14 protein-coding genes are annotated in these 26958 nt (G+C 69.3%); 9 read left to right on the top strand and 5 right to left on the bottom strand.

Translation table 11 applies throughout. The annotated features are described in order from the left end of the window. The 8 genes from NA4_RS18580 to NA4_RS18545 all read left to right on the top strand — a co-directional run. A partial coding sequence (locus NA4_RS18580) for a carboxyl transferase domain-containing protein (protein ID WP_067471169.1) occupies positions 1 to 1502 on the top strand: 1502 nt, incomplete at its 5' end. Between the two features lie 5 nt (positions 1503 to 1507). Next, on the top strand, positions 1508 to 3577 hold the full coding sequence (locus NA4_RS18575) for an ATP-binding protein (protein WP_067471166.1): 2070 nt from the start codon (positions 1508 to 1510) through the stop codon (positions 3575 to 3577). After that, entirely contained in the window at positions 3574 to 4734 is a 1161-nt protein-coding gene (locus NA4_RS18570; protein WP_067471163.1) for an acyl-CoA dehydrogenase family protein, read from the top strand. The genes NA4_RS18575 and NA4_RS18570 overlap by 4 nt, the downstream gene beginning before the upstream one ends. Further along, entirely contained in the window at positions 4731 to 5213 is a 483-nt protein-coding gene (locus tag NA4_RS18565) for a MaoC family dehydratase (RefSeq protein ID WP_067471161.1), read from the top strand. Before NA4_RS18570 ends, NA4_RS18565 begins: the two co-directional genes overlap by 4 nt. Positions 5214 to 5423: 210 nt before the next feature. After that, positions 5424 to 6236 (top strand): HpcH/HpaI aldolase/citrate lyase family protein, encoded by an 813-nt coding sequence (locus tag NA4_RS18560; protein WP_067471159.1) that lies wholly within the window; start codon positions 5424 to 5426, stop codon positions 6234 to 6236. A 31-nt stretch (positions 6237 to 6267) separates the two neighbouring features. Then, positions 6268 to 8217 carry an acetoacetate--CoA ligase gene (locus NA4_RS18555; RefSeq protein WP_067471157.1) on the top strand — a complete coding sequence of 650 codons (1950 nt, stop codon included), beginning with the start codon at positions 6268 to 6270 and terminating at the stop codon, positions 8215 to 8217. A gap of 300 nt (positions 8218 to 8517) precedes the next feature. Then, positions 8518 to 9759: a TetR/AcrR family transcriptional regulator gene (locus tag NA4_RS18550; RefSeq protein ID WP_067471165.1), complete on the top strand. Its 1242-nt coding sequence runs from the start codon at positions 8518 to 8520 to the stop codon at positions 9757 to 9759. A gap of 238 nt (positions 9760 to 9997) precedes the next feature. Then, a complete protein-coding gene (locus NA4_RS18545) occupies positions 9998 to 11236 on the top strand; it encodes a TetR/AcrR family transcriptional regulator (RefSeq protein ID WP_067471155.1) in 1239 nt (412 codons plus the stop codon). 76 nt (positions 11237 to 11312) lie between these two features. Here NA4_RS18545 and NA4_RS18540 read toward each other — a convergent pair whose 3' ends face one another. The 3 genes from NA4_RS18540 to NA4_RS18530 form a co-directional block, all read right to left on the bottom strand. After that, the gene (locus tag NA4_RS18540; protein WP_067471153.1) at positions 11313 to 11522 is read right to left on the bottom strand and encodes a hypothetical protein; all 210 of its coding nucleotides are present in this window, start codon (positions 11520 to 11522) and stop codon (positions 11313 to 11315) included. A 300-nt stretch (positions 11523 to 11822) separates the two neighbouring features. Continuing rightward, entirely contained in the window at positions 11823 to 12089 is a 267-nt protein-coding gene (locus NA4_RS18535; protein WP_067471151.1) for a hypothetical protein, read from the bottom strand. 6 nt (positions 12090 to 12095) lie between these two features. Beyond that, the gene (locus NA4_RS18530; RefSeq protein WP_067471149.1) at positions 12096 to 12284 is read right to left on the bottom strand and encodes a hypothetical protein; all 189 of its coding nucleotides are present in this window, start codon (positions 12282 to 12284) and stop codon (positions 12096 to 12098) included. 259 nt (positions 12285 to 12543) lie between these two features. On the opposite strand from NA4_RS18530, the gene NA4_RS18525 reads away from it, so the two are divergent. After that, complete coding sequence (locus tag NA4_RS18525) at positions 12544 to 13884, top strand: NsdA family TPR-like regulatory protein (RefSeq protein WP_067471147.1); 1341 nt, start codon at positions 12544 to 12546, stop codon at positions 13882 to 13884. 64 nt (positions 13885 to 13948) lie between these two features. Here the strand turns inward: NA4_RS18525 and NA4_RS18520 are convergent, their stop codons facing one another. Continuing rightward, a complete protein-coding gene (locus NA4_RS18520) occupies positions 13949 to 14167 on the bottom strand; it encodes an MbtH family protein (RefSeq protein WP_067471145.1) in 219 nt (72 codons plus the stop codon). 68 nt (positions 14168 to 14235) lie between these two features. After that, positions 14236 to 26958: non-ribosomal peptide synthetase (locus NA4_RS18515; RefSeq protein WP_157129119.1), on the bottom strand; the 12723-nt coding region annotated here is incomplete at its 5' end.

The following is a 26958-nucleotide window of genomic DNA, read 5'->3' as shown; positions in this document are numbered from 1 at the left end:
CCGCGAAGGCGCGCGACCGACACATGGCGCGGGGCAAGCTGCTGCCACGGCAGCGGGTGGACCAGCTGGTCGATCCGGGCAGCCCGTTTCTCGAGCTGTCCCCGCTGGCCGCCATCGGGATGTACGGCGACGAGTCTCCCGGCGCCGGGATCATTACCGGGATCGGCCGGGTGTCCGGGCGCGAATGCGTGATCGTGGCCAACGACGCCACCGTCAAGGGCGGCACCTACTACCCCATGACGGTGAAGAAGCATCTGCGCGCGCAGGAGATCGCGTTGCAGAACCAATTGCCGTGCCTGTACCTCGTCGACTCCGGCGGCGCGTATCTGCCGCGGCAGGACGAGGTGTTCCCGGACCGGGAGCATTTCGGGCGCATCTTCTACAACCAGGCGACCATGAGCGCCAAGGGAATTCCGCAGATCGCCGCGGTGCTCGGCTCCTGCACGGCCGGTGGCGCGTACGTGCCGGCGATGAGCGACGAGGCCGTGATCGTGCGCAACCAAGGCACCATCTTCCTCGGCGGGCCGCCGCTGGTGAAGGCCGCGACCGGCGAGGTGGTGACAGCCGAGGACCTCGGCGGCGGCGAACTGCACTCGCGCACATCGGGCGTCACCGACCACCTGGCCGAGGACGACCAGGACGCGCTGCGCATCGTGCGCCGCATCGTGGGCACAGTCGGACCACGCACCGCCACCCCGTGGGAGGTTCGGCCGCCCATCGCGCCCGCCGCGCCGGAATCGGAGCTCTACGACGTGGTACCGGTCGATCTGCGCACGCCCTACGACGTACGCGAAGTCATCCACCGCTTGGTCGATGGAGCGGGCGACGGCGAGAGCGGGTTCCACGAGTTCAAGGCGGAATACGGCAAGACCCTGGTCACCGGGTTCGCGCGCATCCACGGCCATCCGGTGGGCATCGTCGCCAACAACGGCGTGCTGTTCAGCGAATCCGCCATGAAGGGCGCGCATTTCATCGAATTGTGCGACAAGCGCAGCATCCCGCTGCTGTTCCTGCAGAACATCACCGGCTTCATGGTCGGCCGCGACTACGAGGCGGGCGGCATCGCCAAGCACGGCGCGAAGATGGTCACCGCGGTGGCCTGCGCACGGGTGCCGAAGCTCACCGTCGTGATCGGCGGCTCCTACGGCGCGGGCAACTATTCCATGTGCGGACGTGCGTATTCACCGCGCTTCCTGTGGATGTGGCCGAACGCGCGGATCTCCGTGATGGGCGGCGAGCAGGCCGCGTCCGTGCTGGCCACCGTACGCGGCGACCAGCTCGACGGCAGCGGGCAGCCGTGGTCGGCGGAGGACGAAGAAGCCTTCAAAGCCCCGATCCGGGACCAGTACGAGAGCCAGGGCAACCCCTACTACTCGACCGCGCGCCTGTGGGACGACGGCGTCATCGATCCCGCCGACACCAGAACCGTGCTCGGCCTCGCCCTTTCGGTGTGCGCGCAGGCCCCGCTCGAACCCGTCTCCTACGGCGTCTTCCGGATGTGATGGCGATGCTGAACAAATCCGTTCCCGTCGACTTCGACACCGTGCTCGTCGCCAACCGAGGCGAGATCGCCGTGCGGGTGATCCGCACCTTGCGCGCCATGGGAATTCGCTCCATCGCCGTCTACAGCGACGCCGACGCGGACGCCAGGCACGTCCACGAGGCCGACACGGCGGTACGACTCGGCCCGGCTCCGGCGCGCGAGAGCTACCTGTCCATCGACGCCGTGGTGGCCGCCGCCGTGCGCACCGGCGCGCAGGCCGTTCATCCCGGCTACGGATTCCTTTCGGAGAACGCCGCTTTCGCCGCCGCGCTGGCCGCGGCGGGCATCGTCTTCCTCGGCCCGCCCGCGCGTGCGATCGAGGTGATGGGCGACAAGATCGCCGCGAAGAACACCGTGGCCGCGTTCGGCGTCCCGGTCGTGCCCGGCATCGCTTCGCCCGGCCTCACCGACGACGAGCTGATCGCCGCGGCCGCCGAGGTCGGATATCCGGTGCTGGTCAAGCCGTCCGCGGGCGGCGGAGGCAAAGGCATGCGCCGGGTGGACGATCCGGAACGCCTCCCGGAGGCCCTGCGTAGCGCGCGCCGCGAGGCCGCCGCCGCGTTCGGCGACGACACCCTGTTCCTGGAGCGGTTCGTCACCCGGCCCCGGCACATCGAAGTGCAGATCCTCGCCGACCAGTTCGGCAACGTGCTGCACCTGGGCGAGCGTGAATGCAGCCTGCAACGCCGCCACCAGAAGGTGATCGAGGAGGCGCCATCCCCGCTGCTCGACGCGGCGACCAGGGCCAGGATCGGCGCCGCCGCCTGCAACACCGCCCGCAGCGTGGACTACGTGGGCGCGGGCACCGTGGAGTTCATCGTCTCCGCCGACCGGCCCGACGAGTTCTTCTTCATGGAGATGAACACCCGGCTGCAGGTGGAGCATCCGGTGACCGAGCTGGTCACCGGCGTCGACCTGGTGGAATGCCAGGTCCGGGTCGCGGCCGGCCAGAAGCTCGCGGTGGCGCAGGACGACATCCGCATGGTCGGCCACGCCATCGAGGCCCGGGTGTACGCCGAGGACCCGGGGCGCGGGTTCCTGCCTACCGGCGGCACGGTGCTCGACCTCGACGAGCCGGAAGGCCATGGGGTGCGAGTCGATTCGGGGCTGCGGATCGGCACACACGTGGGCAGCGACTACGACCCGATGCTGTCGAAGGTCATCGCGCACGCCGGTGATCGAACCGCCGCGCTCGCGAAACTCGACCGGGCGCTGGCCGCGACCGTGCTGCTCGGTGTGACCAGCAATATCGAGTTCCTGCGCTTCCTGCTGGCCGACCCGGATGTCGCCGAGGGGCGGCTCGACACCGATTTGCTGGACCGGCGAGTGGCCGACTTCCATCCCGCCGCTGTCGGCGACGACGAGTTCATCGCCGCCGCGGTCTGCCACTGGCTGCGCCGCTGGCCGACGACGCCGGGCGATCCGTGGGCGATCCCGTCCGGGTGGCGGATCGGGGCCGACGCGCCGACGCCGATCCGGCTCGCGGGCGGCGATCGGATCGAGCACGTCTACCTCTCCGGCACGCCCGCCGAGGGTGTGGTCCGCGTCGGCGACGGCGAAACAGCCTCGCTCACCGCGACATTCACCGGCCGCGGCGATGCATGCGCCGGTGTGCTCACCCTGACCAAGGACGGCCTTCGGGGCACCTATCGGGTTGCCGAGCAAGACGGCCTGCTGTGGGTAGCGTCCACGGCCCGCTTACCCTTCCCGTCCGGCATCGCGGCGCTGCGCGAGGTCGCCGAGGTCAACGTGCGTGGCGACGACGAACACGTCGGCGACGCCGAGATCCGCAGTCCCATGCCGGGATCGGTGATCGCGGTGCCGGTCGCTTCCGGCACGGCCGTCGCCGCGGGCGACCCGGTGGTGATCGTGGAGGCGATGAAGATGGAGCACTCCCTCACCGCGCCGGTCGCCGGGACCGTCGAACTGCTGGTCGAGCCCGGGGCGCAAGTGCGTCTCGACCAGGTGCTCGCGCGCGTCGCCGCCGCGCGAGCCGAACCGGAACACGCTGAACGAGAAGGAATCCCGACATGACCGACTTCCTGTCCACCGGCACGCTGCCGGAGGAATACCGCGATCTCGCGCTGACCGTGCGCGATTTCGCGCGGTCGGTAGTGGCGCCGGTGGCGGCCGAGCACGACGCGAACCACACCTTCCCGTACGAGGTGGTCGCCGGGATGGCCGAGATGGGCCTGTTCGGCCTGCCGTTCCCCGAGGAATACGGCGGCATGGGCGGCGACTACTTCGCGCTGTGCCTCGCGCTCGAGGAACTGGGCAAGGTCGACCAGAGCGTGGCCATCACGCTGGAGGCGGCCGTCTCACTCGGCGCGATGCCGATCTACCGATTCGGCAGCGACAAGCAGAAGCAGGAATGGCTGCCCCAGCTGACCAGCGGCCGGAATCTCGCCGCGTTCGGCCTCACCGAACCGGGCGCTGGCAGCGACGCGGGCGGCACCAGGACCACTGCGGTCGCCGACGGCGGCGAGTGGATCATCAACGGCAGCAAGCAATTCATCACCAATTCCGGCACCGACATCACCGTGCTGGTCACGGTGACCGCCGTGACGGGACAAACCGGCGGCAAGAAGGAGATCTCCACCATCCTGGTGCCCACCGACACCCCTGGTTTCGTCGCCGAGCCCGCGTACAACAAGGTCGGCTGGAACGCCTCCGACACTCATCCGCTCAGCTTCACCGACGTGCGGGTGCCCGAGGAGAACCTGCTCGGCGAACGCGGTCGCGGCTACGCGAACTTCCTGCGCACCCTCGATGAGGGCCGGATCGCCATCGCGGCGCTGTCTGTCGGAGCTGCGCAGGGTTGTGTGGACGAGAGCGTGCGCTACGCCAAGGAGCGCGAGGCGTTCGGGCAGGTGATCGGCCGCAACCAGGCCATCGCATTCAAGATCGCCAGGATGGAAGCGCGGGCGCACGCCGCACGCACCGCCTACTACGACGCGGCGGCGCTGATGCTGGCGGGCAAGCCGTTCAAGAAGCAGGCGTCCATCGCGAAACTGGTGGCCAGCGAAGCCGCCATGGACAATGCCCGGGACGCGACACAGATCTTCGGCGGCTACGGCTTCATGAACGAGTACCCGGTCGCCAGGCACTATCGGGACAGCAAGATCCTGGAAATCGGCGAAGGCACGACGGAGGTGCAGCTGATGCTGATCGGACGGGAGCTGGGCCTGTGACCCGGCGTGCGGTGGTGCAGCGCGGACTCTGGTTCGAGGAGTTCGACACCGAGGTTGTCTACGCGCACCGGCCCGGCCGCACCATCACCGAGGCGGACAACGTCCTGTTCACCACGCTGACCATGAACACCCAGGCGCTGCATCTGGACGCGGCGTTCAGCGAACAGCTGCCCCCGTTCAACCAGCGGCTGGTGAACTCGATGTTCACGCTGTCCACCCTGGTCGGGCTGTCGGTGGCGCAGTTGACCCAGGGCACCATCGTGGCCAATCTCGGCTTCTCGGAGATCGCCTTCCCCAAGCCGCTGTTCCACGGCGACACCATGTACGCCGAAACCGTGGTCACCGACAAGCGCGAGTCGAAGAGCCGCCCCGGCGAGGGCATCGTGACCTTCGCGCACACGGCACGCAACCAGCACGGCGATATCGTCGCCACCGCGGTCCGCAAGACGTTGGTCCGCAAGGCCCCGGAGTCGGCATGAGCGAGCGCAGCGAGCGAACAAAAGACACAGCCGAGCCCTCGCTCGTGCCGGAGCCGAGCGCCAGCGAGGCGCAGGCATGAGCGAGCGAATCATCGACACAGCGCGACGCATCCCCGAACCCCCGCGAAGCGCAGGCATGAGTGGTCAAGCCCCGAGGTGGCCGCGGAGCGTGACCACGCAGGGCCCCGCGCATGCCGACAGGGGTACAGCATGAGCTGGCGGATGGCGGGCCCCGCCTGGTTGTTCTGCCCGGCCGATCGCCCGGAGCGCTACGCGAAGGCCGCGGCGGCGGCCGACGTGGTGATCCTCGACTTGGAAGACGGCGTCGCCGCACACGACAAGGCGGCGGCGCGGACCGCGCTGATCGACACCCCGCTGGATCCCGAGACCACGGTGGTGCGCGTCAACGCGGCGGGCACCGAGGAGCACGCGCTCGATCTCACGGCGCTGGCCGCCACCGCCTATCGCCGGATCATGCTGCCGAAATGCGAATCAGCCGACCAGATCACGGCACTGGCGGACTACGAAGTGATCGCGCTGATCGAGTCGCCGCTCGGCGCGCTCGCGGTCGGCGCCGCGGTGACGGCGCGCAACGCGATCGGCGTCATGTGGGGAGCCGAGGATCTGGTTGCGGCGCTGGGCGGGACCGCGAGCAGGCACGCCGACGGCGGCTACCGCGACGTGGCCCGGCAGGTCCGGTCCACCGCGCTGCTGGCGGCCAAAGCACACGGAAAATTGGCGTTGGACTCGGTCTATCTGGATATTCGCGATCTGGACGGACTGCGCGCCGAAGCCGAGGACGCGGTCGCGGTCGGCTTCGACGCCAAGGTCGCGATCCACCCGAGCCAGGTACCGGTACTGCGTGCGGCCTACGCGCCGTCGCAGGATGACGCCGACTGGGCCCGGCGGCTGCTCGCGGAGGCGCCGAAGCACCGCGGTGTGTTCGCCTTCGAGGGCAGGATGGTCGATGCCCCCGTACTCCGGCATGCCGAGCAGATCGTGCGACGCGCCGAGCGCGTCTGATCACCGAGTTTCCACAGCGAGGAGGACCGCCATGCAGCCACAATGGGTGCCGACCGAACAAGACATCGCTGCTGCCAGGATCACCGACTTCGCGCGATTCGTCGCCGAGCGCACCGGGGTGCGCGCGGCGGACTACCACGAACTATGGCAGTGGTCGAGCACGGATCTCGCCGGTTTCTGGCACGCGCTGTGGGACTACTTCGCGCTCGGCGAGATCGCGGGCGAGGTGCTGGCGAACGCCGAGATGCCGGGCGCGCGGTGGTTCCCCGGCACCCGGCTCAACTACGTGGACCAGGTGATCCGCCAGTTGCGCACCGACCGGCCCGCGATCAAGGCGGTCAGCGAGGACAGCCCGATCCGCGAGGTGTCCTGGGCCGAATTGATCGACCACACCGCCACTTTCGCCCGTACGCTGCGCTCCCTCGGCGTGCGGCCCGGCGACCGGGTGGTGGGATATCTGCCGAACATCCCGGAGGCGGTGGTCGCGTTCCTGGCCACCGCGAGTATCGGCGCGATCTGGAGCGCCTGCGGTCAGGACTACTCGCCGAAGGCGGCGCTGGACCGGCTCGGTCAACTGGAACCCACCGTGCTGGTCACCGCCGACGGCTACCGTTTCGGCGGCAAGACGCACGACAAGCGCGCCGACATCGCCGAGCTGCGTGCGGGGCTGCATTCGCTGAAGCGCACGATCGCGATCCCCCGGCTCGGACTTCGCGTGCCGGACACGATGCCGTGGAGCGAAGCGATCACCACCACAGCCGCGGTGCCCGCGGTGATCAGCACAGAACCGGTCGATTTCGACCATCCGCTGTGGATCGTGTTCTCCTCCGGCACCACCGGACTGCCCAAGGGGATCGTGCACGGCCACGGCGGCGTGCTACTGGAACACCTCAAAGCTGTTGCCCTGCAATCGGACATCGGCTCCGAGGACACCTTCTTCTGGTACACCAGCCCGAGCTGGATGATGTGGAACTTCCAGATCGCGGGCCTGCTGGCCGGGGCGACGATCGTCTGCTACGACGGCAGCCCCACCCATCCCACCCCCGACGCGCTGTGGCGCATCGCCGCCGAAGTCGGCGCCACCGTGCTCGGCACCAGCCCGGGATATGTGCTGGCCTGCATCAAGGCGGGCTCCGTGCCGCGCACCGACCACGACCTCTCGACGCTGCGCACGGTCGGCATCACCGGCTCCGCCCTGCCCACTTCCTCCGCGCTGTGGCTGGGTGAGAACGTCGGCGACCACGTGCAGGTCTCCTCGATCAGCGGCGGCACCGACGTGGTGTCCGCGTTCATCGGCGGCGTGCGCACCGTTCCGGTGTGGCCGGGCGAGCTTTCGGCGCCTTACCTCGGTGTCGCGCTGGACGCGTACGACCCGGCGGGGCAGCCGGTGCGCGGCGGGGTCGGCGAGCTCGTCATCACCGAGCCGATGCCGTCGATGCCGGTCCACTTCTGGCGCGACGAAGACGGAAAGCGTTATCACGACGCGTATTTCGACATGTTCCCCGGCGTCTGGCGGCACGGCGACTGGATCACCATCACCGACCACCACAGCGTGATCGTGCACGGACGTTCCGACTCCACGCTCAACCGGCACGGCATCCGGATGGGCAGCGCGGACATCTACCAGTCCGTCGAGCGGCTGCCGGAGATCGCCGAGGCCCTGGTCATCGGCGCCGAACAGCCCGACGGCGGCTATTGGATGCCCCTGTTCGTGGTCCTGGCGCCCGGCGCCGACCTCACCGACGAACTGAAAGTCCGCATCAACAACACCATCCGCACCGAGGTCTCCCCGCGCCACGTCCCCGACGAGATCATCCTCGCCCCCGGCATCCCGCACACCCGCACCGGCAAGAAGCTGGAGGTCCCGATCAAGAAGCTGTTCCAAGGCGCCGACCCCGCCCGCGTCGTGGAACGCAGCGCGGTGGACGACCCCGACCTGCTGGATTGGTATGCGAGCGTTCGCCCGGCACCGCGCGACTGACGGGCGACCGCGCATGGCGGGCCCCGCTTGGTCGACAATGCCCTGCGGCACGACCCGGACATCGGCGGCTTGATCACCGCAGCCCATGGCAGGGCAATATCGGGTGGTCAGACGTGTGTGGTGCGCAACCACCAGGCGAGGCGGGTGTCGGCTCCCGGGAGTACCGGCACGACACCCGCCTCGTCGCCTGCTCCACACCCCCTGGAAAGAGGTACGGCTTCTGGGGGCGCTCATCCCCCGACGCCGTATCCCATGACATGGCGAGCCTGCGTATAGCAGCAGGTCGTTACCATGTTCGTCATGAGTGTCGACAATCGCCGTACGGCGCGGAAGGCGAGCAGCGGCGACTCGGCACCTCGGGAGATCCGGCGCAGGCCGAAGAACCGGCGGGCCCAGATCGCGGCGGCGTCGGCCGCCGCGTTCGGCGCGCTCGGCTACCACGGCGTGAGCATGGACGACATCGCCTCCGGGCTCGGGATCAGCTCGGCGGCCCTGTATCGGCACTATCCGAGCAAATACGCGCTGTTCCGGGAGGAACTGCTGCGGGTGGGCCGGGCGATGACCGAATCGGTCGAGCTGCCCGGGGAGGCGGCGGACTGGCCGGCTGAGCAGCGGCTGCGGCACGTCCTCGACGCGCTCATCGCCGTCACGATCGAGAACCGCCCCACCGTCACGCTGGTGCGCTGGGAGGGCAGATACCTCGAACCCGAAGACCAGACCACGCTGGGCGAGCAGCAGGCCACGGTCCTCGGCGCCATGGGCAGCCAGCTGGCCGCGCTGCGCCCGAAGCGGACCGACGACGACCTGCGCGTGCTGCGTACCGCATTGCTCAGCACGATCACCAGCATCGCCGACCATCACGCCGCCCTTCCCGCGAAATCCCTTGCCCGCCTGCTGAGTTCGGCGTGCTTGTCGATCGCGAACGCGGACCTGCCCGCGGAACACCCGGTCGAACCGGTGGCGGTGGTGGAGATCCCGGACTCGTTCAAACACGAACTGCTGCTGCGTAAAGCGGTCGAGCTGTTCCACGAGCGCGGGTACCCGAACGTCAGCGTGGAGGACATCGCCACCGCCGCAGGACTTTCGGCCGCGTCGGCGGTGTACCGCTTCTATCGCGGCAAAAGCGACATCCTGGCCGCCGCGTTCCGCCGTGCCGCCGAACGGGTTTCCGGCGCCATCGGCCCCGCCGTCGCGGCGGCAGGCGATTCCGAAGACGCGCTTACCGCATTGATCACTCAGTACGTCGCGGGTTCGTTCGCCGAGCGCGCACTCACCTTCGTGTATTACACCGAGTTTCAGCATGTTCCGGCCGAGGAACGCACCGTGCTGCGCAACATCCAGCGGCTCAGCGTCGAGGAATGGGCCCGGCTGCTGCGCGAGGTGCGCACCGAACTCACCCCCGCCGAGGCGCGCATCCTCGTCCACGCGGCCTTCGCACTGGTCGTCGATCTCGGTCGCGCCTTCGGCAACGAGCCACTGGCCGCGCAGGACCGGGTTCGCCTACTGATGCAGCTGGTGCTCTTCGGCCGCCCCGCGCGGTAGCGATGGCCGCAGGCGCCGTCCCGCCGATGGGCGCTCGAGTCAACCGCGCGGAGGATTCCCACTGCCCGGGCAGCAGCCGGTCCAGCACCTGCTTATGTTAGTAACAGTTCGCTACTTGTTTCATGACTACGGCGGCGTTGTCAGTCGTTTTCTGGAATAGTTGTGACCTCCTATTCAGCCCTTCCCGAGGCGGGGAAACATCACTGAACCAAGTGACCGGTTGGGCTACCATCGCGGAATGGGTGCCGAGGAACGCCGCGCTGCGGAGCGCGAGAAACCGGCACGAGAGATCCGCCGCCGGCCGCGCGATCGCCGCGCCCAGATCGCGGCGGCATCGGCGGAGGCGTTCGGCGCGCTGGGCTATCACGGCGTCAGCATGGAGGACATCGCCTCCCGGCTCGATATCAGCTCCGCCGCGCTCTATCGCCACTACCCGAGCAAGTACGCGCTGTTCCGCGAGGAAGTGCTACGGCTGGGCGCGGTCAGCCGAGCGGCGGCCCGGCTGCCGGACACCGCGGACGGACTACCCGCCGAGCGCAGGCTCGAGCAGGTACTCGACGCCCTGATCGCGGCCGCCATCGCCAATCGGCGCAGCGCGGCACTACTGCGCTGGCAGCGCCGCTATCTGGCGGACGCCGACGCGACCACCCTGTCCGAACAGCTCGCGAGCGTGAACGCCGCGCTCATGTCATTGCTGGCCGAAACCAGGCCCGCGCTGAGCAAGGCCGACCGCGCCGTGCTCGCGGCGGCCTTGCTGAGCGTGCTCAGCAGCATCGGCGATCACCACGTCGCGATTCCGGTCCGCGCCTTGACCGCGCGGCTGACCGAGGCATGCTGCGCGATCGCCGATTGCACGCTGCCGCCCGGCAGCGCCGCAACCGAAAGCCTTACCGCCAAAGAGATTCCGTTGATATTCACCCACGAGCTGCTGCTCGCGCGCGCGGTGGAGCTGTTCCATCAACGCGGCTACCCGAACGTCAGCGTGGAGGACATCGCGACCGCCGCGGGCCTGCCCACCTCTTCCGCGGTGTACCGCTTCTACCGCGGCAAGGGCAACATCCTGGCCGCCGCGTTCCGCCGAGCGGCCGATCGGGTGTCGGCCGCCATCGGACCCGCCGTCGCTGCCGCCGAAACACCTGAGCAAGCGCTGAGCACGCTGGCCGAACTGTACGTGGCCGGTTCGTTCGCCGAGCGGGAGCTGACCTTCGTCTACTACGCCGAGATCAGCAACGTGCCGCCGGAGGAGCGCACTGTGCTGCGCAATATCCAGCGGCTCAATGTCGAAGAGTGGGCCAAACTGCTCGGCGCGGCGCGGCCCGAGCTGTCGGCCGCCGAGTCGCGCCTGCTGGTGCACGCCGCACTGGCGCTGGTCGTCGACCTGGGTGAACGCTTCGGCTCGCACGACCCGGCATGCGCACAGCTGCGGGTGATCCGCCTCATGCAGGCCATCCTGTTCGGCCGAAAATTCGCTGGATGACCGATCACCTCGTCATTCAGCGGACCGGCCAGGGGCGCGTCGCCGGAATCCGGTCCCCCTGCCGCAGGTGAGTGAATCATCGGTCCAGGTAGAGCCTTTCGTTCGGCAGGCGGCGCAGGCCGGTTGGCCGGCCAGGAACCACCGTGACGGCGCCGTCGAAGTACTTCTCGCGCCATTCCCGGATGAAGGTGGCGGCGGCACTGATGCACGCGATGTAGTCGAACCGTAGGCCGTGGAGGAAGACGCTCAGGTGGACGTCTGGCTCGGTGGGGCGAGGACTGGTCATCAATTGCCGCCTCGGAAGTCTCGGATCCGTTGCAGGTCATGATGATTGCGTCGACGCGTTCGGCGCTGGAAATGCGGTCGCAGTGGCGGCACAGGGGCGCGGCGATGGCGGCGCTCGGGCGGCCTGCTACCGCCTATCGCCTCGTCGCAGCAGCGCGGCAGTCCTCGTATCTCCACCCCGCGTGGAGATACGAGGACTTCGGCGTGATCGGGATTCCCTCACAACAACCCCGAGCAATCCGCGGACGGATCCGCGCGAATATGGTGGGCCGGAGCGCCTTCGTCGACCTTCGCGTTCAGGTCAGCGCGAGTACCCGTCGGCCCGGTTGTCGGGCACCACGCGCCCGGAGGCGACCAAGGTGCGGAACGCCGCTTGTTTGCGTGGGCAGGCGTCCGCGCGGCAGGGCAGATGGCACTGCATCACTCGATGCGCTTGTTCGATGGTGAACGGCTTGTCGGGTGGCCGGTGGGCGTCAGACGCGCCGCTGTGGGGCAAGCAGGAGCCGACGGCGGTGATCGCGGCCACCAACAGCAGGCATGCGCTGAGCATGGCCAGCAGCGGTTCCACGGCCGATCACTGGTCAGCGGCCTGCCGGACACAGTATGCGGAGGCCGCTAGGTACTGGCGGCAGCTCGCGCCGTGCCCGCCGTGCACGGCGCGGATGAATCGCGCGCGGTCGTAGCTCAGGCCGAGCGGTTCCTGCGCGCAGTCGCGGCTTTGTACCAGCCACAATTCCCGGACATCCGAGTGCAACACGTCCATCGTTCACCTCCACAAGTGCGTGCACCCGGCACCGAGAAGGCGCCGCCGGAACCGCGCTCGACACGGATGGATCGGGCCGTGTCGGGACCGTGCGCCGGGTTCCGGGCAACGGGCGCCCTCGACAGGGTTTGGGCGTGACCCCCGATGCCGGGTGCAGTTCAACAGTGCGCGTTGCGATTCGGTAGATAACAGTCCCTAATGCGGTAATTGCGAGTACTTTCCGTTTGTATCGTCCTGGAGCAAGGAAGCGAGACCTAAGGTGGAGGTCGACTGGACGGGCGAAGCGGTACACGCGCTTCGCACGGCGATGAAGCGAAGCCGATACGAATTCGCACGTCTGGTGGGCGTCACCCCGCGCACCGTGGTCCTGTGGGAGAACGGCCGGACAACCCGGATGCACGCTGCTAGCCAGCGTCTTCTCGACAGGGTCGTGTCAGAAGCCGATGCACTCGTCGTCGCGCGATTCGAGCGCGCGATCACAGCACCGCGGGAGTCGGCCTCCGACCGCGAAAGCGCCGATCCGGCGCCCGAAAGGCAGAGCAAGCTCGGTAGGGAAATCGGGCTCGACAAGGAAGTCGAGGAAGACGACGTGAGAAGGCGAGAACTGCTGGCCTGCATCGGCGCAGGCCTGGCAGGCCAGGCGGCGGACCTGGTGGCAAGCGAACCGGAGCGGATGCTCGCGACCCTCGACGCCGGGTCGATCAGCGAGCGGCGACTGGTGTTCCTGGAGCAGTCCGCCGAGGTACTCGGCACGCGGGTGGTGCAGGTGCCGCCGCACGAGCTGCTGCATACCGGCCTGGAGCAATTCCGCATGGTCCGCGGCTGTCTCGGCGAACGGCAACCCACCCATCAGCAGGTCCGGCTGGTGCGCACCGCGGGCAGGCTGGCGAACGTGGTCGGCGAGATCCTGTTCAACGAAGGGCATTTCGGCCAGGCACGCATGTGGTATGCCACCGCGATCCACGCCGCGCAGGACATCGGCGACCGCTATTCGGAAGACATCGCCTTGGCCGGACTCGCGTATTTGCCGACCTATAGCGATAAACCAAAGGAAGTTTTGCAGTTACTCGACGGTCGTTTGCAAGAAAATCCGTCGTACGGCCCGGCTGTCGCATGGTTGTGGGGAATGGCGGCGCGCGCCCACGCCAGTCTCGGTCATGCCGATGAATTCGCGCGCTGTATCACACGATCGGCGGCGGCATTGGACGATGTCGGTCCAGAAGACCTCTCGGTCGGTATCTTCTCTTTCCGCCCCGAGAAACTCGCCTTTTATCAGGCGATCGGATATTCCCGGCTCGGCCGGGCCGACGAGACCGCCGCCGCGGCGGCCCACGCGATGGCGCTGTACGACCCGTCGGAGACCATGGAACCCGCCTTGGTCCGCTTCGAGCACGCCACGGCGCTGCTGGCCTCGGGAGACGTCGACGAAGCCTGCGCGGTGGCGACCGGCGCGATCACCAACTCGCGCACCTACGTCGGGCTCACCGTCACCAAGCGCGCCAAACAGTTCGACGCGGCGCTGGGCGGCCTGCGGACGAGGGCCGTCACGGACTGGCGGCAACAGGCCCACGCGGTGATCAACTCCCGCGCCAAGGCGTGAGCCGAGGCGGGCGCGCCGGTCGACAGTGGTGTGCGACCAGCGCGCCCCGCGTGGATTCAGATAATCAGTTCGCCTCGTTGGACATCGCGTCGATGAGCGACTTGGGACGCATGTCCAGCCAGTGGTTCTCGACGTATTGCAGACAGGCCTTGCGGTTGGCGGCGCCGTAGGCGATGGTCCAACCGCCGGGGACGGCGGCGAAGACCGGCCATAGGGAGTGTTCGCCCTCCTCGTTGATCAGGACGTAGAACTTGGCGTCGTCGTCGTCGAACGGGTTGTTCATTCGGTTTTCCTTCTTCCTGGTCGGGTCAGGGTTCGGGGGAATCCAGGTGGCTCGGCGTGAGCCTCTCGTCACGAAGCGGTGTACGCGGAGTCCTTTCGCTCGCTGGGGCGCGGCTCGCTCGCGCCGGACAGATCGATGTCTTCGACCGCCTGGTCCGGGTCGGCGGTCACCGCGACCAGCAGGCGGATGAAGCGGGCACCAAAGGCCTCGACAGTGCGGGCGTCGAACAGGTCGGTGGCGTAGGTGCAGCGCAACGCGCCGCCGACGAGTGCTAGCTGTAAGTCGAAAGACGTTGTTGCGTAGTCGAATTCGTACTCCGACAAGGTGACCCCGGCCATGTCCGCGGTGGCGGGCGCAAGATCCCGGAACAGCAGCGCGACCTGGAACAGCGGATGCCGCGCCTGCGGGCGCGGCGCGTCGAGCGCCTCGACCACGCGCTCGAAAGGCACGTCGGCGTGGGCGAATGCATCCAGATCGTGGTCGCGCACCCGGCGCAGGATCGCAGCGAAGGTGTCGGAGGCCGATACCTCGGCGCGCAGCACCAGGATGTTGCCGAGCGGGCCGACCAGATCCTCCAGCGCCGCGTCGTCCCGGCCCGGAACAGCGGCGCCGATGGCGATGTCGGTCGTGCCGGACAAACGCGCGAGCAAAGTCGCCAGCGCGGCGTGCAGCACCATGAACGGGGTCGCCTCGTAGTGGGTGGCCACCGCCGCGATGGCGTCGCGAACGTCGTCCGGTAGTGCGAGCGTCGCGCTCGCCGCGGCGTGGGAGGCGATGGCGGGACGTGGGCGGTCGGTGGGAAGGCCGAGTTGTACGGGCAATCCGCGCAGTGTTTCTCGCCAATACCGCAGCTGGCGCGCGGCCATCGAATCCGTGTCGTGCGCGGCGCCGAGCACTTCGTGCTGCCACAGCGCATAGTCGGCGTAGTGGACATCGAGTTCGGACCAGACCGGCGCGGTGCGCGTGGCGCGGGACGCGTAAGCGGTAGCGAGGTCGCGGACGAGCACGCCCATGGAGAAGCTGTCGGCCGCGATGTGGTGGGCCACCAGCGCGAGCACATGGTCGCGGTCGGAGCGGGTGATCAGGCCGACGCGCAGCGGCGCGTCCGCGGTCAGCTCGAACGGGCCCGCGACGAACTCGCGCAGCGCGTCCGTCGTGTCCAGCGAGTGGATCTCCCGCACCGGGGCGGGCTCGAGAATGTGGTGATAACTGGTGCCGTCGAGGTCGGGATACACGGTGCGCAGCGTCTCGTGCCTCTCGACCACGTCACCGACGGCGGCGGCGAGCGTGTCCGAGTCGAGGTAGCCGGTGAGACGCACCACCACCGCGAGGTTGTGCGCGGCGCCGGGCGGAGCGAACCGGTTGCCGAACCACATCCGCTGCTGCGCCGGCGAAAGGGGAACGCGTGCGGGGCGCGGCCGCCGTACCAGCGCGGGCTTGCCGCCGACGAGCCGTTGGGTTCGCGCGGCCAGCGCGGCCACAGTGGACGCCTCGAACAGCATTCGCGCGGGGATCTCGACGTCCAACTCGGCGCCGAGCCGTTCCGCAACCTGGATCGCGAGCAGCGAATCGCCGCCGAGGGCGAAGAAATCGTCGTGGACACCGATCCGCTCGACGCCGAGCGACCGCGCCGCGATCCGCGCAATAGTCGCCTCAGCGCGGGTGGCCGGAGCACGGTAGGCCGCGGGCATCGGAGCGGGCAGCGCGTTGCGGTCGAGCTCGCCGGAACTGCCGACCGGCAGGCGATCGAGCACGACGAATGACGCGGGCACCAGGTGCGCGGGTAGCTCGGCACTCAACGCGGCGCGCACGTCCTCGGTGTCGAACCTGCGTGGCGCCCGCGGGATCACATACGCGACCAGTTGGTCGCCCACCTGCTCGTCCGAATGGACCAGCACCGCCGCCTGAGCGATCGAATCCAGTGCCACGAGTGCCGACTCGATCTGGTTCAGCTCGATGCGCAGACCGCCAAAGGTAGTGCAGCCCAGTCTGTTCAGCTCACCACGTGCCGTCCAGGTCACCAGGTCACCGGTGCGGTACATCCGCTCACCCGGCGCACCGAACGGGTCGGCCACGAAACGATCCGCGGTCAGATCAGGACGCGCGACATAACCGCGAGCCAACTGCGCTCCCGCGAGATACAACTCACCCGCGACACCGACCGGCACCGGATGCAGACGCGAATCCAGCACGTACACCCGTGTGTTGCACACCGGAGCACCGATCGGCACCGACACCACGTCGTCCTCGGTCACCTCGTGACAGGTGGCATCCATGGCGGCCCCGGTCGGCCCGTACAGGATGTGCACCCGCGCTCCGATCACTTCTCGCGCCCGCTGCGCGATAAGCGCGGGCAGCGCCTCCCCCGACGTGAAGACGTTGCGGAGCGTAATGCACTCCGCGGCGCGCGGGTCAGCCAGAAACGCCCCCAGCAGTGGTGGCGCGAAGTGCACCGTGGTGATGCGCTGCTCGACGATCACGCGGGTCAGATCGGCGGGATCGCGGTGCCCGTCCGGCCGCGCGACCACCAGCTTCGCACCAAATGCCAAGGGCCAGAGCAATTCCCAGACAGACGCAGCGGCCGTGGCCGGGGACCCGAGCAGCACAACGTCGTCGGCGGTCAGCGGATACGCCGACTGCATTCCTGTGAGACGGTTCACGATCGCCGCGTGCGAAACCGCCATGCCCTCGGGGCGGCCGGTCGATTCCGAGGTGAAGATCACATGCGCGGTGTGGGCCGGTCGCGGCCCGCCGAGCCGGTCCAGCGCGGTCAACGGCTCGGCGGAGTATCCGCGCAGATCGAGCCGATCGAGCCGGACCTGCCGCGCCTCGCCCGCATCCAGGTCCAGACCCGAGGTGAGCACGCATACCGGCCGCACCGTCCGCAGCAGTTCTTCCAATTGCTCGGTCGAGTGCGCGGGGTCGAGCGGGACGTACGCGCCACCGGCGAGGGTGATCGCGTAGATCCCGACCACCAGGTCCAGCGAGGGCCGCATGCCGAGTGCGACCGGCGCGTCCGGGCCGACGCCCGCTCCGACCAGCCAGCGCGCCAGGCGCCGCGCCCGGGCGGCGAACTCCGAATACGTAAGCGTCGCGTAGCGACTCGTTGAGGGGTGGTGGTCGGGCGACGGGTGGGCGAGCGTCCGTCCCTCGACCGTGACCGCGGGCGCGTCCGGCGTCCTGACCACCTGTGCTTCGAACAGCGAGATCAGGGTGGCCGTGGGATCGACCGGCGCGGCGGTGCCGTTCCACCGGTCCAGCACCAGCGTGCGTTCCGCCGCATCCAGCAGATCCAGGTCGCCGACGCGCACCGACTCATCGGACACCACGCTCCGCAGGACCCGTGTGAAGCGGGCCGCGAACGCCTCGGCAGTGGCGCGGTCGAACAGGTCGGTGGCGTACCGCAGCACGCCACGCAACGTGGTGCCTGCGTTCTCCTGGTGTTCGGCGAGTTCTATGGCCAGATCGAATTGTGCGACGGGGTTGTGGAACGGGTAGGCCGACACCGTGAGCTCGGGTAGGCGCAGGGCCGGCTCATCATGGTGCTGGAAAGTCAGCATGGCCTGAACGACCAGCGAATGCGACTGGGAACGAGGGGGATTCAGCTCCTCGACGAGCCTGGCGAAGGGCAGATCGGCATGTGCGAAGGCGCGCACGCCGATCTCGCGGACCCGGGCGAGCAGCTCGGCGAAGGACGCATCTGTCGCGACCGGAGTGCGCAGCACAACGGTGTTGTCGAACATGCCGACCAGATCGTCCAGCGCTTTGTCGCCGCGCCCTGCGACGGTGGTGCCGATGGCGACGTCGTCCACCCCGGCCAGCCGCGCGAGCAGCGTCGCGAAGGCAGCGTGCAGCACCATGAACGTCGGAACACTGTGCCTGCGGGCAAGATCGGCGATCGAACCGGTCAGGTCGGCTGGAAGCGTGATCTCGATGGTGGCGCCACGTCCGGAGGCCACCGGCGGTCGCGGACGATCGGCGGGCAACTCCAGCACCGGGCGGAGTCCGGCCAGTTCGGCTCGCCAGTAAGCGATGTCGTTCGACAGCGTCGATGACGGGTCGTCCGCTGCGCCGAGCGCGTCGCGCTGCCAGAGCGTGAAGTCCGCGTACTGCACCGGCAGCGGCCGCCACGGTGGAGTTTTTCCGGCCAGTCGGGCGGTGTAGGCGGTCATCAGGTCGCGTACCAGCGGGGCGGTGGAGGCGCTGTCCGCGGCGATGTGATGGATCACGACGACCAGCACGTGATCGTCTCGGTCGATGCGCAACAGGCTCGCCCGCAATGGAACCTGGTTGCACAGGTCGAAGCCGTCAGTGGTGGCGGCCAGCACCGCTTCGCCCAAGTGCGGTGCGGTGACCGCGATCGGATCCAGAGTCGGCTCGGGCACGTCATGTCCTGGCAGCACCACCTGAGCGGGGCCGTCCGCATCGGCGGGAAAGACGGTGCGCAGCGTTTCGTGGCGGACGACCACGTCACGCAGCGCGGCGCGCAGCGCCTGGTAGTCGATTGCGCCGGTGAGGCGGATGGCGACCGGAATATTGTGGACACCCGAGTCCGGATCCAGCCGGTGTAACAGCCACATCCGGAACTGCCCAGGCGACAGAGGAATTCGCGTCGGCCGCTCACGCGGCGACAACGGTGTACCCGGCTCCGCCGACGGCGCGACCCGGCGCGCCAGCTGGGCCACGGTCGGCGCCTGGAACACCTCGCGGACGGTCAGCGCGCAGCCCAACGTCGCGTTGACCCGGGCCACCAGCCGCACTGCCAGCAGCGAATTGCCACCGCACGCGAAGAAGTCGTCGTCCGCGCCGATCCGCGCCGCGCCTACCAGCCCGGCGACCAGCATGGCGAGCACCGCCTCGGCCCCTTCCCGCGGCGGCCGGAACCGCTCGGCCGGGAGCACCGCGGCGTTCGTCACTCCGGTCGCGGTCGCGGTCGCGGCCGCGGCCGCGGCCGCGGCCTCGATCTCGCCGAGTCCGATTCGGTGGCCGCGCACCATTCGAAAGTCGCTGCGCCCCAGGTATTCCAGTGCGCCGTCGCGGTTCCAGCGCACCAGATCGCCGGTCCGGTACATCAACCGGCCGGGTACGCCGAACGGATCGGCGACGAATCGTTCCGCGGTGAGCCCTGGGCGGGCGTGATAGCCGCGCGCCAGCTGGCCGCCCGCGAGGTACAGCTCGCCGGTGACACCGACCGGCACCGGACGTAACCGAGCGTCCAACACATAGACCCTGGTGTTCCAGCACGGGCGGCCGATCGCCGGGCTGCGGCTGGATTCGATGTCCGCGTCGGTGAACTCGTGACAGATCGCGGAAATCGCCGTCTCGGGCATGCCATAGGCGTTGTGCAGCAAGCCGCTCACGCTGCCGCGGAGCGCGGCGAGCAGAGCCGGGGTGAGCGTCTCACCGCCGCAGCGCAAGTGCCGGAGCGAGTGCAACGCCTCGCCCATCCCCTGACCGATCAGCGCGGCCAGCATCGACGGCGCGTACTCGGCGATGGTGATGCCGTGTTCGCGTAGCAGCCCCGCGACGTATCCGAGGTCGAGGCGCCCACTCGGCCGCGCGATCACCAGCGGTGCGCCGACCGCGATGGGTAGGAAGCACTCCCACACCGACACCTCCGAGGTCAGCGGAGCGTGCTGGAGGATGCGGTCGGACGCGGTGACTTGGTAGCGGAATTCGAACCAGCGCAGTTGGTTCAGGATCGCGCGGTGGGTTACCGCGACGCCCTTCGGAAGCACGGTGGCGCCATCGAACAGCACGTAGGCCGTGTTGTCCGGGCGCGGGACGGCGATCCGCTCCGCGTCCCGCACCGGCCCCTCGGCGAGGCCGCTCAGGTCTAGATCGGCGAGGTCGATCACCGGCACGCCGTCCAGGCCGGGCAATGCCGCACCGCCCGCCGTCAGCACCAGCCGCGGCGCGGCGCCCGCGACGACCCGCGCCAGGTGCTCGGCGGGATGCTCGGGGTCGATCGGCAGATACGCCCCGCCCGCACGAACGATCGCGTACATCGCCATGAGCATGTCAATCGAACGCGACGCGGCCAGTCCGACGATGATCTCCGGGCCGACACCCAACCCGATGAGTGCGCGGGCCAGCCGGTTCACTCGGGAGGCGAACTCCGCATAGGTAATCGCGGAATCCTCGTAACGCACGCCGATCTCGTCGGGCGTGGCCGCCACGCGTGCGGTGAGCAGGTCGTCCAGCGTCTCGGCGGGCAGGGCGTGCGTGGTGGCGTTGCGGTCCGACAGCAGCAGTCCGCGTTCCGCCGGCGACATCAGCTCGACCTTGCCGACCAGGACGCGGGCGTCGCGAACCATGGCGCGCAGCACACGTTCGAACGCGGCGAGGAATCCGGCGACGGTCGGTGCGTCGAACAGGTCGAGCGCGTAGCGCAGATGCACGTCGATGCCGTCCGGCGCGCCATCGGCGGTGCAGCGGTCGGTCAGCGTCCAGTCCAGGTCGAGGTGGATCGGCACCGGTCCGACCGGGTAAGCGGCGATGGCCAGGCGGTGCAGCCGGAACTCCGGCGTGAGCTTGTTCCGCAACGTCAGCGCGACCTGGTACAGCGGCGTGTGCGCCTGCGAACGAACCGGGTTCACCGCCTCGACCACCTGCGCGAACGGCACCGCGGCATGGTCGAACGCGGCCAGGTCCGTCGCGCGCACGGATGCGAGCAACTCGGCCAGGGTCGCGTCCTGGCGGACCTCGGTGCGCAGCACCAGCGTGTTCACGAACGTACCGACCAGGTCGTCCAAGGCTTCCACGCCGCGTCCGTCGACCAGTGTGCCGATCACCACGTCGGCACCCGCGCCGTAGCGGCTCGACAACACGGCCAGCGCGGCGTGCAGCACCATGAACGGGGTCAGGTCATGCGCGGCGGCGAAATCTCGGATCTGCTGGTGCAGAGCGGCATCCAGCTGTCCGGTGAGCACACCGCCCCGGTTGGTGGCGACCGCGGGGCGGGGCCGGTCCGACGGGAGGGTCACCACCTCGGGCAGCCCGGCCAGGCGATCGGTCCAGTAGGCCAGCTGTCCGGACAGCACGGAGGCGGGGGCATCGGCCGAACCGAGCGCGGCGCGCTGCCAGATCGCGAAATCGGCGTACTGCACGGGCAGCGGTCCCCACGCCGGTGCGATGCTCGCGCAGCGCGCGACATAAGCATTGGCCAAGTCCCTGGTCAGCGGGGCGAAAGAGCAGCCGTCGGCCACGATGTGGTGCACGACGAACAGCAAGACGTGGACCTGCGCGCCAGCAGCCGCTTCGTCCTCGACGCGCCACAGCCGAACACGCACCGGCACCTCGGCGGTCACATCGAAACCGGCTCGCGTCGCCGCCCCGACGAGTTCGGACACCTGCGCCGCGCGCACCGGCCGCGCGACCAGCTCGACCAGCTTCGTCCCGGCGGGAAGCACCACTTGCGTTGCCACGCCGTCATGTTCGGGGTAGAGCGTACGGAGCGTCTCGTGCCGTGCGATCACATCGGCGACAGCCGCCTCCAGGGCGGACACATTGAGCGCCCCGGTGAAACGCAACGCGAACGGGATGTTGTATCCACCGCTCGCGGTATCGAACCGATTCAGAAACCACAAGCGCTGCTGCGTGATCGATAACGGCGTCGACCCGCCGCGCTCCTGCGGCGTGAGCGGCGGCAGCACGGCGGCGTCGCTTTCGCTCGGCAGCGAGACCACGGGTCCGGCATCGGTCGACGGCAGCACGACCGGCCCAGCCCCCACCGAGGACAACGCGGTTCCCTCAGCCTCGCTCGACGGCGAGACCGCCCGCCAACTCCCAGTCGACAGCGATACAGCAGGCACGCTCCCAACCGGCAATCGTCCGCTTCCGACCGGCGGCGACACGACGGTTCCAGTCCCAGCGGACGACAACGCCACGGGCTCACCCTCACTCGGCAGCACCACACCCGCGCCCCGAGTCGGCACCGACACAACGGGCGCGCTCTCTACCGGCGCTGACGCCACCGGCTCAGCCTCGCTCGGCATAGTCACACGCCCGGTCTCCACCGGCCGCGACGCGACGGATCCAGTCTCGACCGGTGCTGACGCCACCGCGTCACCCTCGCTCGGCAGCGCCGCACCCTCGCCCCCACTCGGCGCCGACGCAACAGGCGCGGTCCCAACCGGCGACAACGCCACCGCCTGAGGCTCGCTCAACGACTCCACAGATCCGCTCTCAGCCCTGAGCGAGACAAGGGATCCAGTCTCAGCCGGCGATGACACCACCGGCTCACCGTCGCTCTGCGGCGCCCCAGGTCCGGTCCCACTCAGCGACAACGCGACGGGCTTGCCGCCGCTGTGCGGCGCGACAAGTGCGACTTCGATCGGACGGTTGACGGTGATCCGCCGCGCCAGCGCGCGCACCGTTGGCGCGTCGAAGATCGTGCGCACCGCCACTTCGGCGCCGGTGGCCTTGCTCAGCCGCGCGGCGAGTTGGATCGCGCCGAACGAGTCGCCGCCCAGGGCGAAGAAATCGTCGTCGACGCCGACCTCGGTCGCTTCGACTACAGCCGTGAATGCCTGGGCAACAAGTGTTTCCACCAGTCCAGTCGCGGCCTGGAACATCGGTGGTTCGAAGGCGGGCGCGGGCAGGGCCGTGCGGTCCAGCTTCCCGGAGGGGTCCACCGGGAAACGATCCAGCACGACGAAAGCCTCCGGCACCAGGTAGCCGGGAAGCCGCTCGGCCACGTGGTCCCGCACGGTGGCGGTCTCGACCGGCCCGGTGGCCACCAAGTAGGCGACCAGTTGCTCACCCGCGCCGCGATCGTCGCGCACCAGCACGGCGGCCTGCCCGATGCCGGGTACCGCGAGCAGGGCCGACTCGATCTCACGGAGGTCGAGTCGCAGGCCACGGATCTGGGCCTGGACGTCGGTCCGGCCCAGGAGCTCCAGCTCCCCCGCGGCGGTCCACACCGCCAGGTCGCCGGTGCGGTACATCCGCTCGCCCGCCGGACCGAAGGGATCGGCGACGAACCGGTCACCGGTTCGTGCGGCGCGGCCCAGATAACCGCGCGCCAGCTGGGCGCCCGCCAGGTACAGCTCGCCGGGCACCCCGACCGGCACCGGCCGCAACCGTGCGTCCAGCACGTAGGCCCTGGTGTTCCAGATCGGCCTGCCGATCGGCACGGCCTCGAAGTCGGCGTCGGAGACCTCGTGGAAGGTCACCTGTACCGCCGCCTCGGTCGCTCCGTAGCCGTTGTGCACCGCCGCGCCGGTCAGCGCGCGCATTCGCTGCGCGACCGCACCGGGCAACACCTCACCGGAGCAGAACACCTCCCGCAGCGACGGGACCTCGACCGCCTGGGCAGCGAACGCAGCGAGCGTGGACGGCACGAAATGCGCGACCGTCACGCCTTCGCTCCGGATGAGCCGGGCCAGATAGGCCGGGTCCCGATGACCGCCCGGTCGCGCCAGCACCATCCTGGCGCCGGCCTGCAAGGGCCAGAAGAACTCCGGCACCGATACGTCATCGGTGCCGGGCGCCTTCTGCAGCAGCACATCTCCCGGCCCCAGCGCCGCATACGCCGACTGCATCCAGCGCAGCCGGTTCACGATGGCGCCGTGACTCATCACCACGCCGGGGGAACCCGAGGGGAACAACACGTATGCGGTGTTCGCCGGGCGCAACGGCGCGCGCCGATCGGCATCGGTGAGTGGGCCGCCCGGATAACCGGACAGGTCGAGTCGATCGATCCGTATCTCGGCGGCACCGCAATTCAGGCCGGACCCGTCGGTGAGCACCAACACGGGCGTCGCCATGGCGAGGATATGCTCGGCGGATTGGCCGGGGTCCAGCACAATGTAACCCCCACCCGCTTCAATGACCGCGTATATGCCGACCGCCAAGTCGAACGGATGCCGGATACACAACGCCACCAGCGATTCCGGCCCCACCCCCTGGGCGATGAGATACCTCGCCAGGCGGTTCACCACCCCGCTGAATTCGGCATACGTCAGCGTCGCGGAGCGACTCGTTGAGGGGTGGTGGTCGGGCGACGGGTGGGCCAACGTCGTCCGGTCGAAGGTGATCGCGGGCGCATCCGGCGTCCGGGCGGCCTGGGCGGCGAAAAGTGACGCCAGCGTGTCGGATTCGTCGATCGGGTGCGCGGTGGCATTCCACTCGTGCAGGATCCGCGCGCTCTCCGCGTTCGACAGCAGCTCGATGTCTCCGATGCGCACGTCCGGGTCGACTGCCACGGCGACGAGCAATCTCCGGAATCGGGCCACGTAGGACTCGGCCGTCGCGGCGTCGAACAGATCGGTCGCGTAGCGGAGGCTTCCCGATAGCCCCGCCGATCCGGCCTTCTCGCCGACCACCAAGTGCAAGTCGAATTCCGCTCCCATGGCGGCCATCTCGACCGGTCGTACCGACAGCCACGGCACCTCCAGCGCTCTGCCGACGATCACGGGCGCCGCGGCCTCGAAGCTGAACATCACCTGGAACAACGGGTGCGCGGCAGAAAGCCGATCCACCCGCATGGCGTCCACCAGGCGCGCGAACGGCAGGTCGGCGTTGGCGAACGCGGCCGAATCGCTCTCCCGCACGTCCGCGAGCAGCGCGCTGAACGAAGCGTCCGGGGGGACCAGCGTGCGCAGTGCCAGGGTGTTGTCGAACAAACCGACGAGCGCGTCGAGCGCAGGGTCCGCACGCCCGGCGACCGGCGAGCCGATGACGATATCGGCACTGCCGCTCAGCCGCGCCAGCGTGGCAGCGAACGCGGCGTGCAGCGTCATGAACAGCGTGGCGCCGCCGCGCCGGGCCAGCGCACGCAGACCGGCGGTCACCTCGGGCGGAATCGTGAAATCCACTGCCGCGCCGCGTTGCGACGCCACGGCGGGACGCGGCCGATCGGTCGGCAGCGGCAGCTGCGCGGGCGCGTCGTCGAGCACATCGCGCCAGAAGCGCAACTGCGCGTAGGCCAGGTCACCCGGGATGTTCTCGGACCCGAGCAGCTCCGCGTGCCACCGGCGGTAGTCCGCGTATCGCATCGGTAGCGCGTCCCACTGCGGTCGTCTGCTGGTCAGCCGGGCCAGATAGGCCTTGATCAGGTCGGTGACCAGCGGAGCCACCGACTCGGCGTCGGCCGCGATGTGGTGCACGACGAAGACCAGCACGTATTCGTCGCCGATGACGCCACGCGACGCGTCCCCTCGATCGACCGCCAACAGCGCCACCCGCGTCGGCAGCTCGGTGGTCAGATCGAATCCGGCGCGGACGATTCCGGCCACGGCATCGTCCACCGCGGCGCGGCTGATCGGCACCGCGTGCAAGCTCAGGCCGATGTCGGCGGCGTCAAGGACGGAAGGGTAAGGGCCGCTGTCGGTCTCGGCGTAGACGGTGCGCAGCGTCTCGTGCCGGGCCAGCACGTCGAGCACGGCGCGCTCCAGCGCTTTGACATCCAGCCGTCCGGTCAGCCGGAGCACGATCGGAAGGTTGTGGACGCTGTCGGCGCCGTCCTGGCTCTCGATCCGATTGAGGAACCACAGCCGCCACTGCGCGGGCGAGATCGGCTCCGGCCCGGAGCGGAACAGCGGAGGCGTAGCGGCACCCAATTGTTCGCCCGCGATGGCGACGCCGTCCGCCGCGGTCGCGTCGAACAGCGGGTGCGCTGGAATCCGCCCGCCGACCGGCGCACCCGTGCCTGCGCTGACCTGGGTGCTGTCCGTCGAGGTGACCGCAGCGGCCGCACCCGGATAGAGCAGCTCGCCGTCGTGGCTCCACCGGACCCTTTCGCCGGTGCGGTACATCCGCTCCCCTGGCGGCCCTTCCGGGTTGGCCACGAATCGCTCGGCGGTCAGCCCGGGGCTGGTGACGTAACCGCGGGCCAGTTGCACACCGGACAGGTAGAGCTCGCCGACCGCACCGCGTGCCACCGGCCGCAGGTGGTCGTCCAGCACCAACAGCTCGGTGTCGTCGGCGGCGGCACCGATGGGCACTCGAGCGACGTCCGCGGCGGTCACCTCGTGGGCGGTCACGTCGATCGCGGTTTCGGTGGGTCCGTACAGGTGGTACAGAGTCGCACCGCTGAGGTCGCGGAAGGCCGCCGCCGTCGCGGCCGGTAGCTCCGCGCCGGAGGCGAAGACCATCCGCAACGAGTCCAGCGCCGCCGCGTGCCGATCGGCGAGGAACATCGCGAGCACGGACGGCGCGAAATGCGTGACGGTGACGCCGCTCTCGCGGATCACCCGGGCCAGGTATGCCGGGTCGCGCTCCCCGTCCGGCGCGGCGATGACCAGCTTCGCGCCGACCGACAACGGCCAGAAGAACTCCCACACCGACACGTCGGCGGTGCACGGTGTCCGCTGCAGTACCACGTCGTCGGCCCGTAGCCGGAAAATTCGCTGCCGCCAGCGCAGATTCGCCACGATCGACCGGTGCGACACCGCCACACCCTCCGGCCGTCCGGTCGAGTCGGAGGTGACCATCACGTAGGCGATGTCGTCGGCCGACCGGGCGATCGCGGGAGCGGGCGGCGCGGGCAGATCCTCGAGCCGATCGATCCGCAGCGTCGGGACGTCCGCGCCGAACTCGGGCTCATCCCAGGTGGTGGTGAGCACGACCGCCGGTTCGGCGACCCTGAGCACGGCGGCGATGCGATCGGCCGGTTCGCCGGGGTCGATCGGCAGATACGCGCCACCCGCCTCGATGATCGCGTACACGCCGACCAGGAGGTCGAACGAGTGCCGAATGGCCAAGCCCACCAGGGTCTCCGGCCCGACACCGAGCGCGACCAGATGCCGGGCCAGCACGGTGACCCGGTGGCCGAATTCGCCATATGT

The sequence above is a fragment of the Nocardia amamiensis NBRC 102102 genome (assembly GCF_001612745.1).
Taxonomy (GTDB): domain Bacteria; phylum Actinomycetota; class Actinomycetes; order Mycobacteriales; family Mycobacteriaceae; genus Nocardia; species Nocardia amamiensis.
Note: the sequence above shows the minus strand (reverse complement) of the source record. Positions and strands in the feature narration are given on the sequence as shown.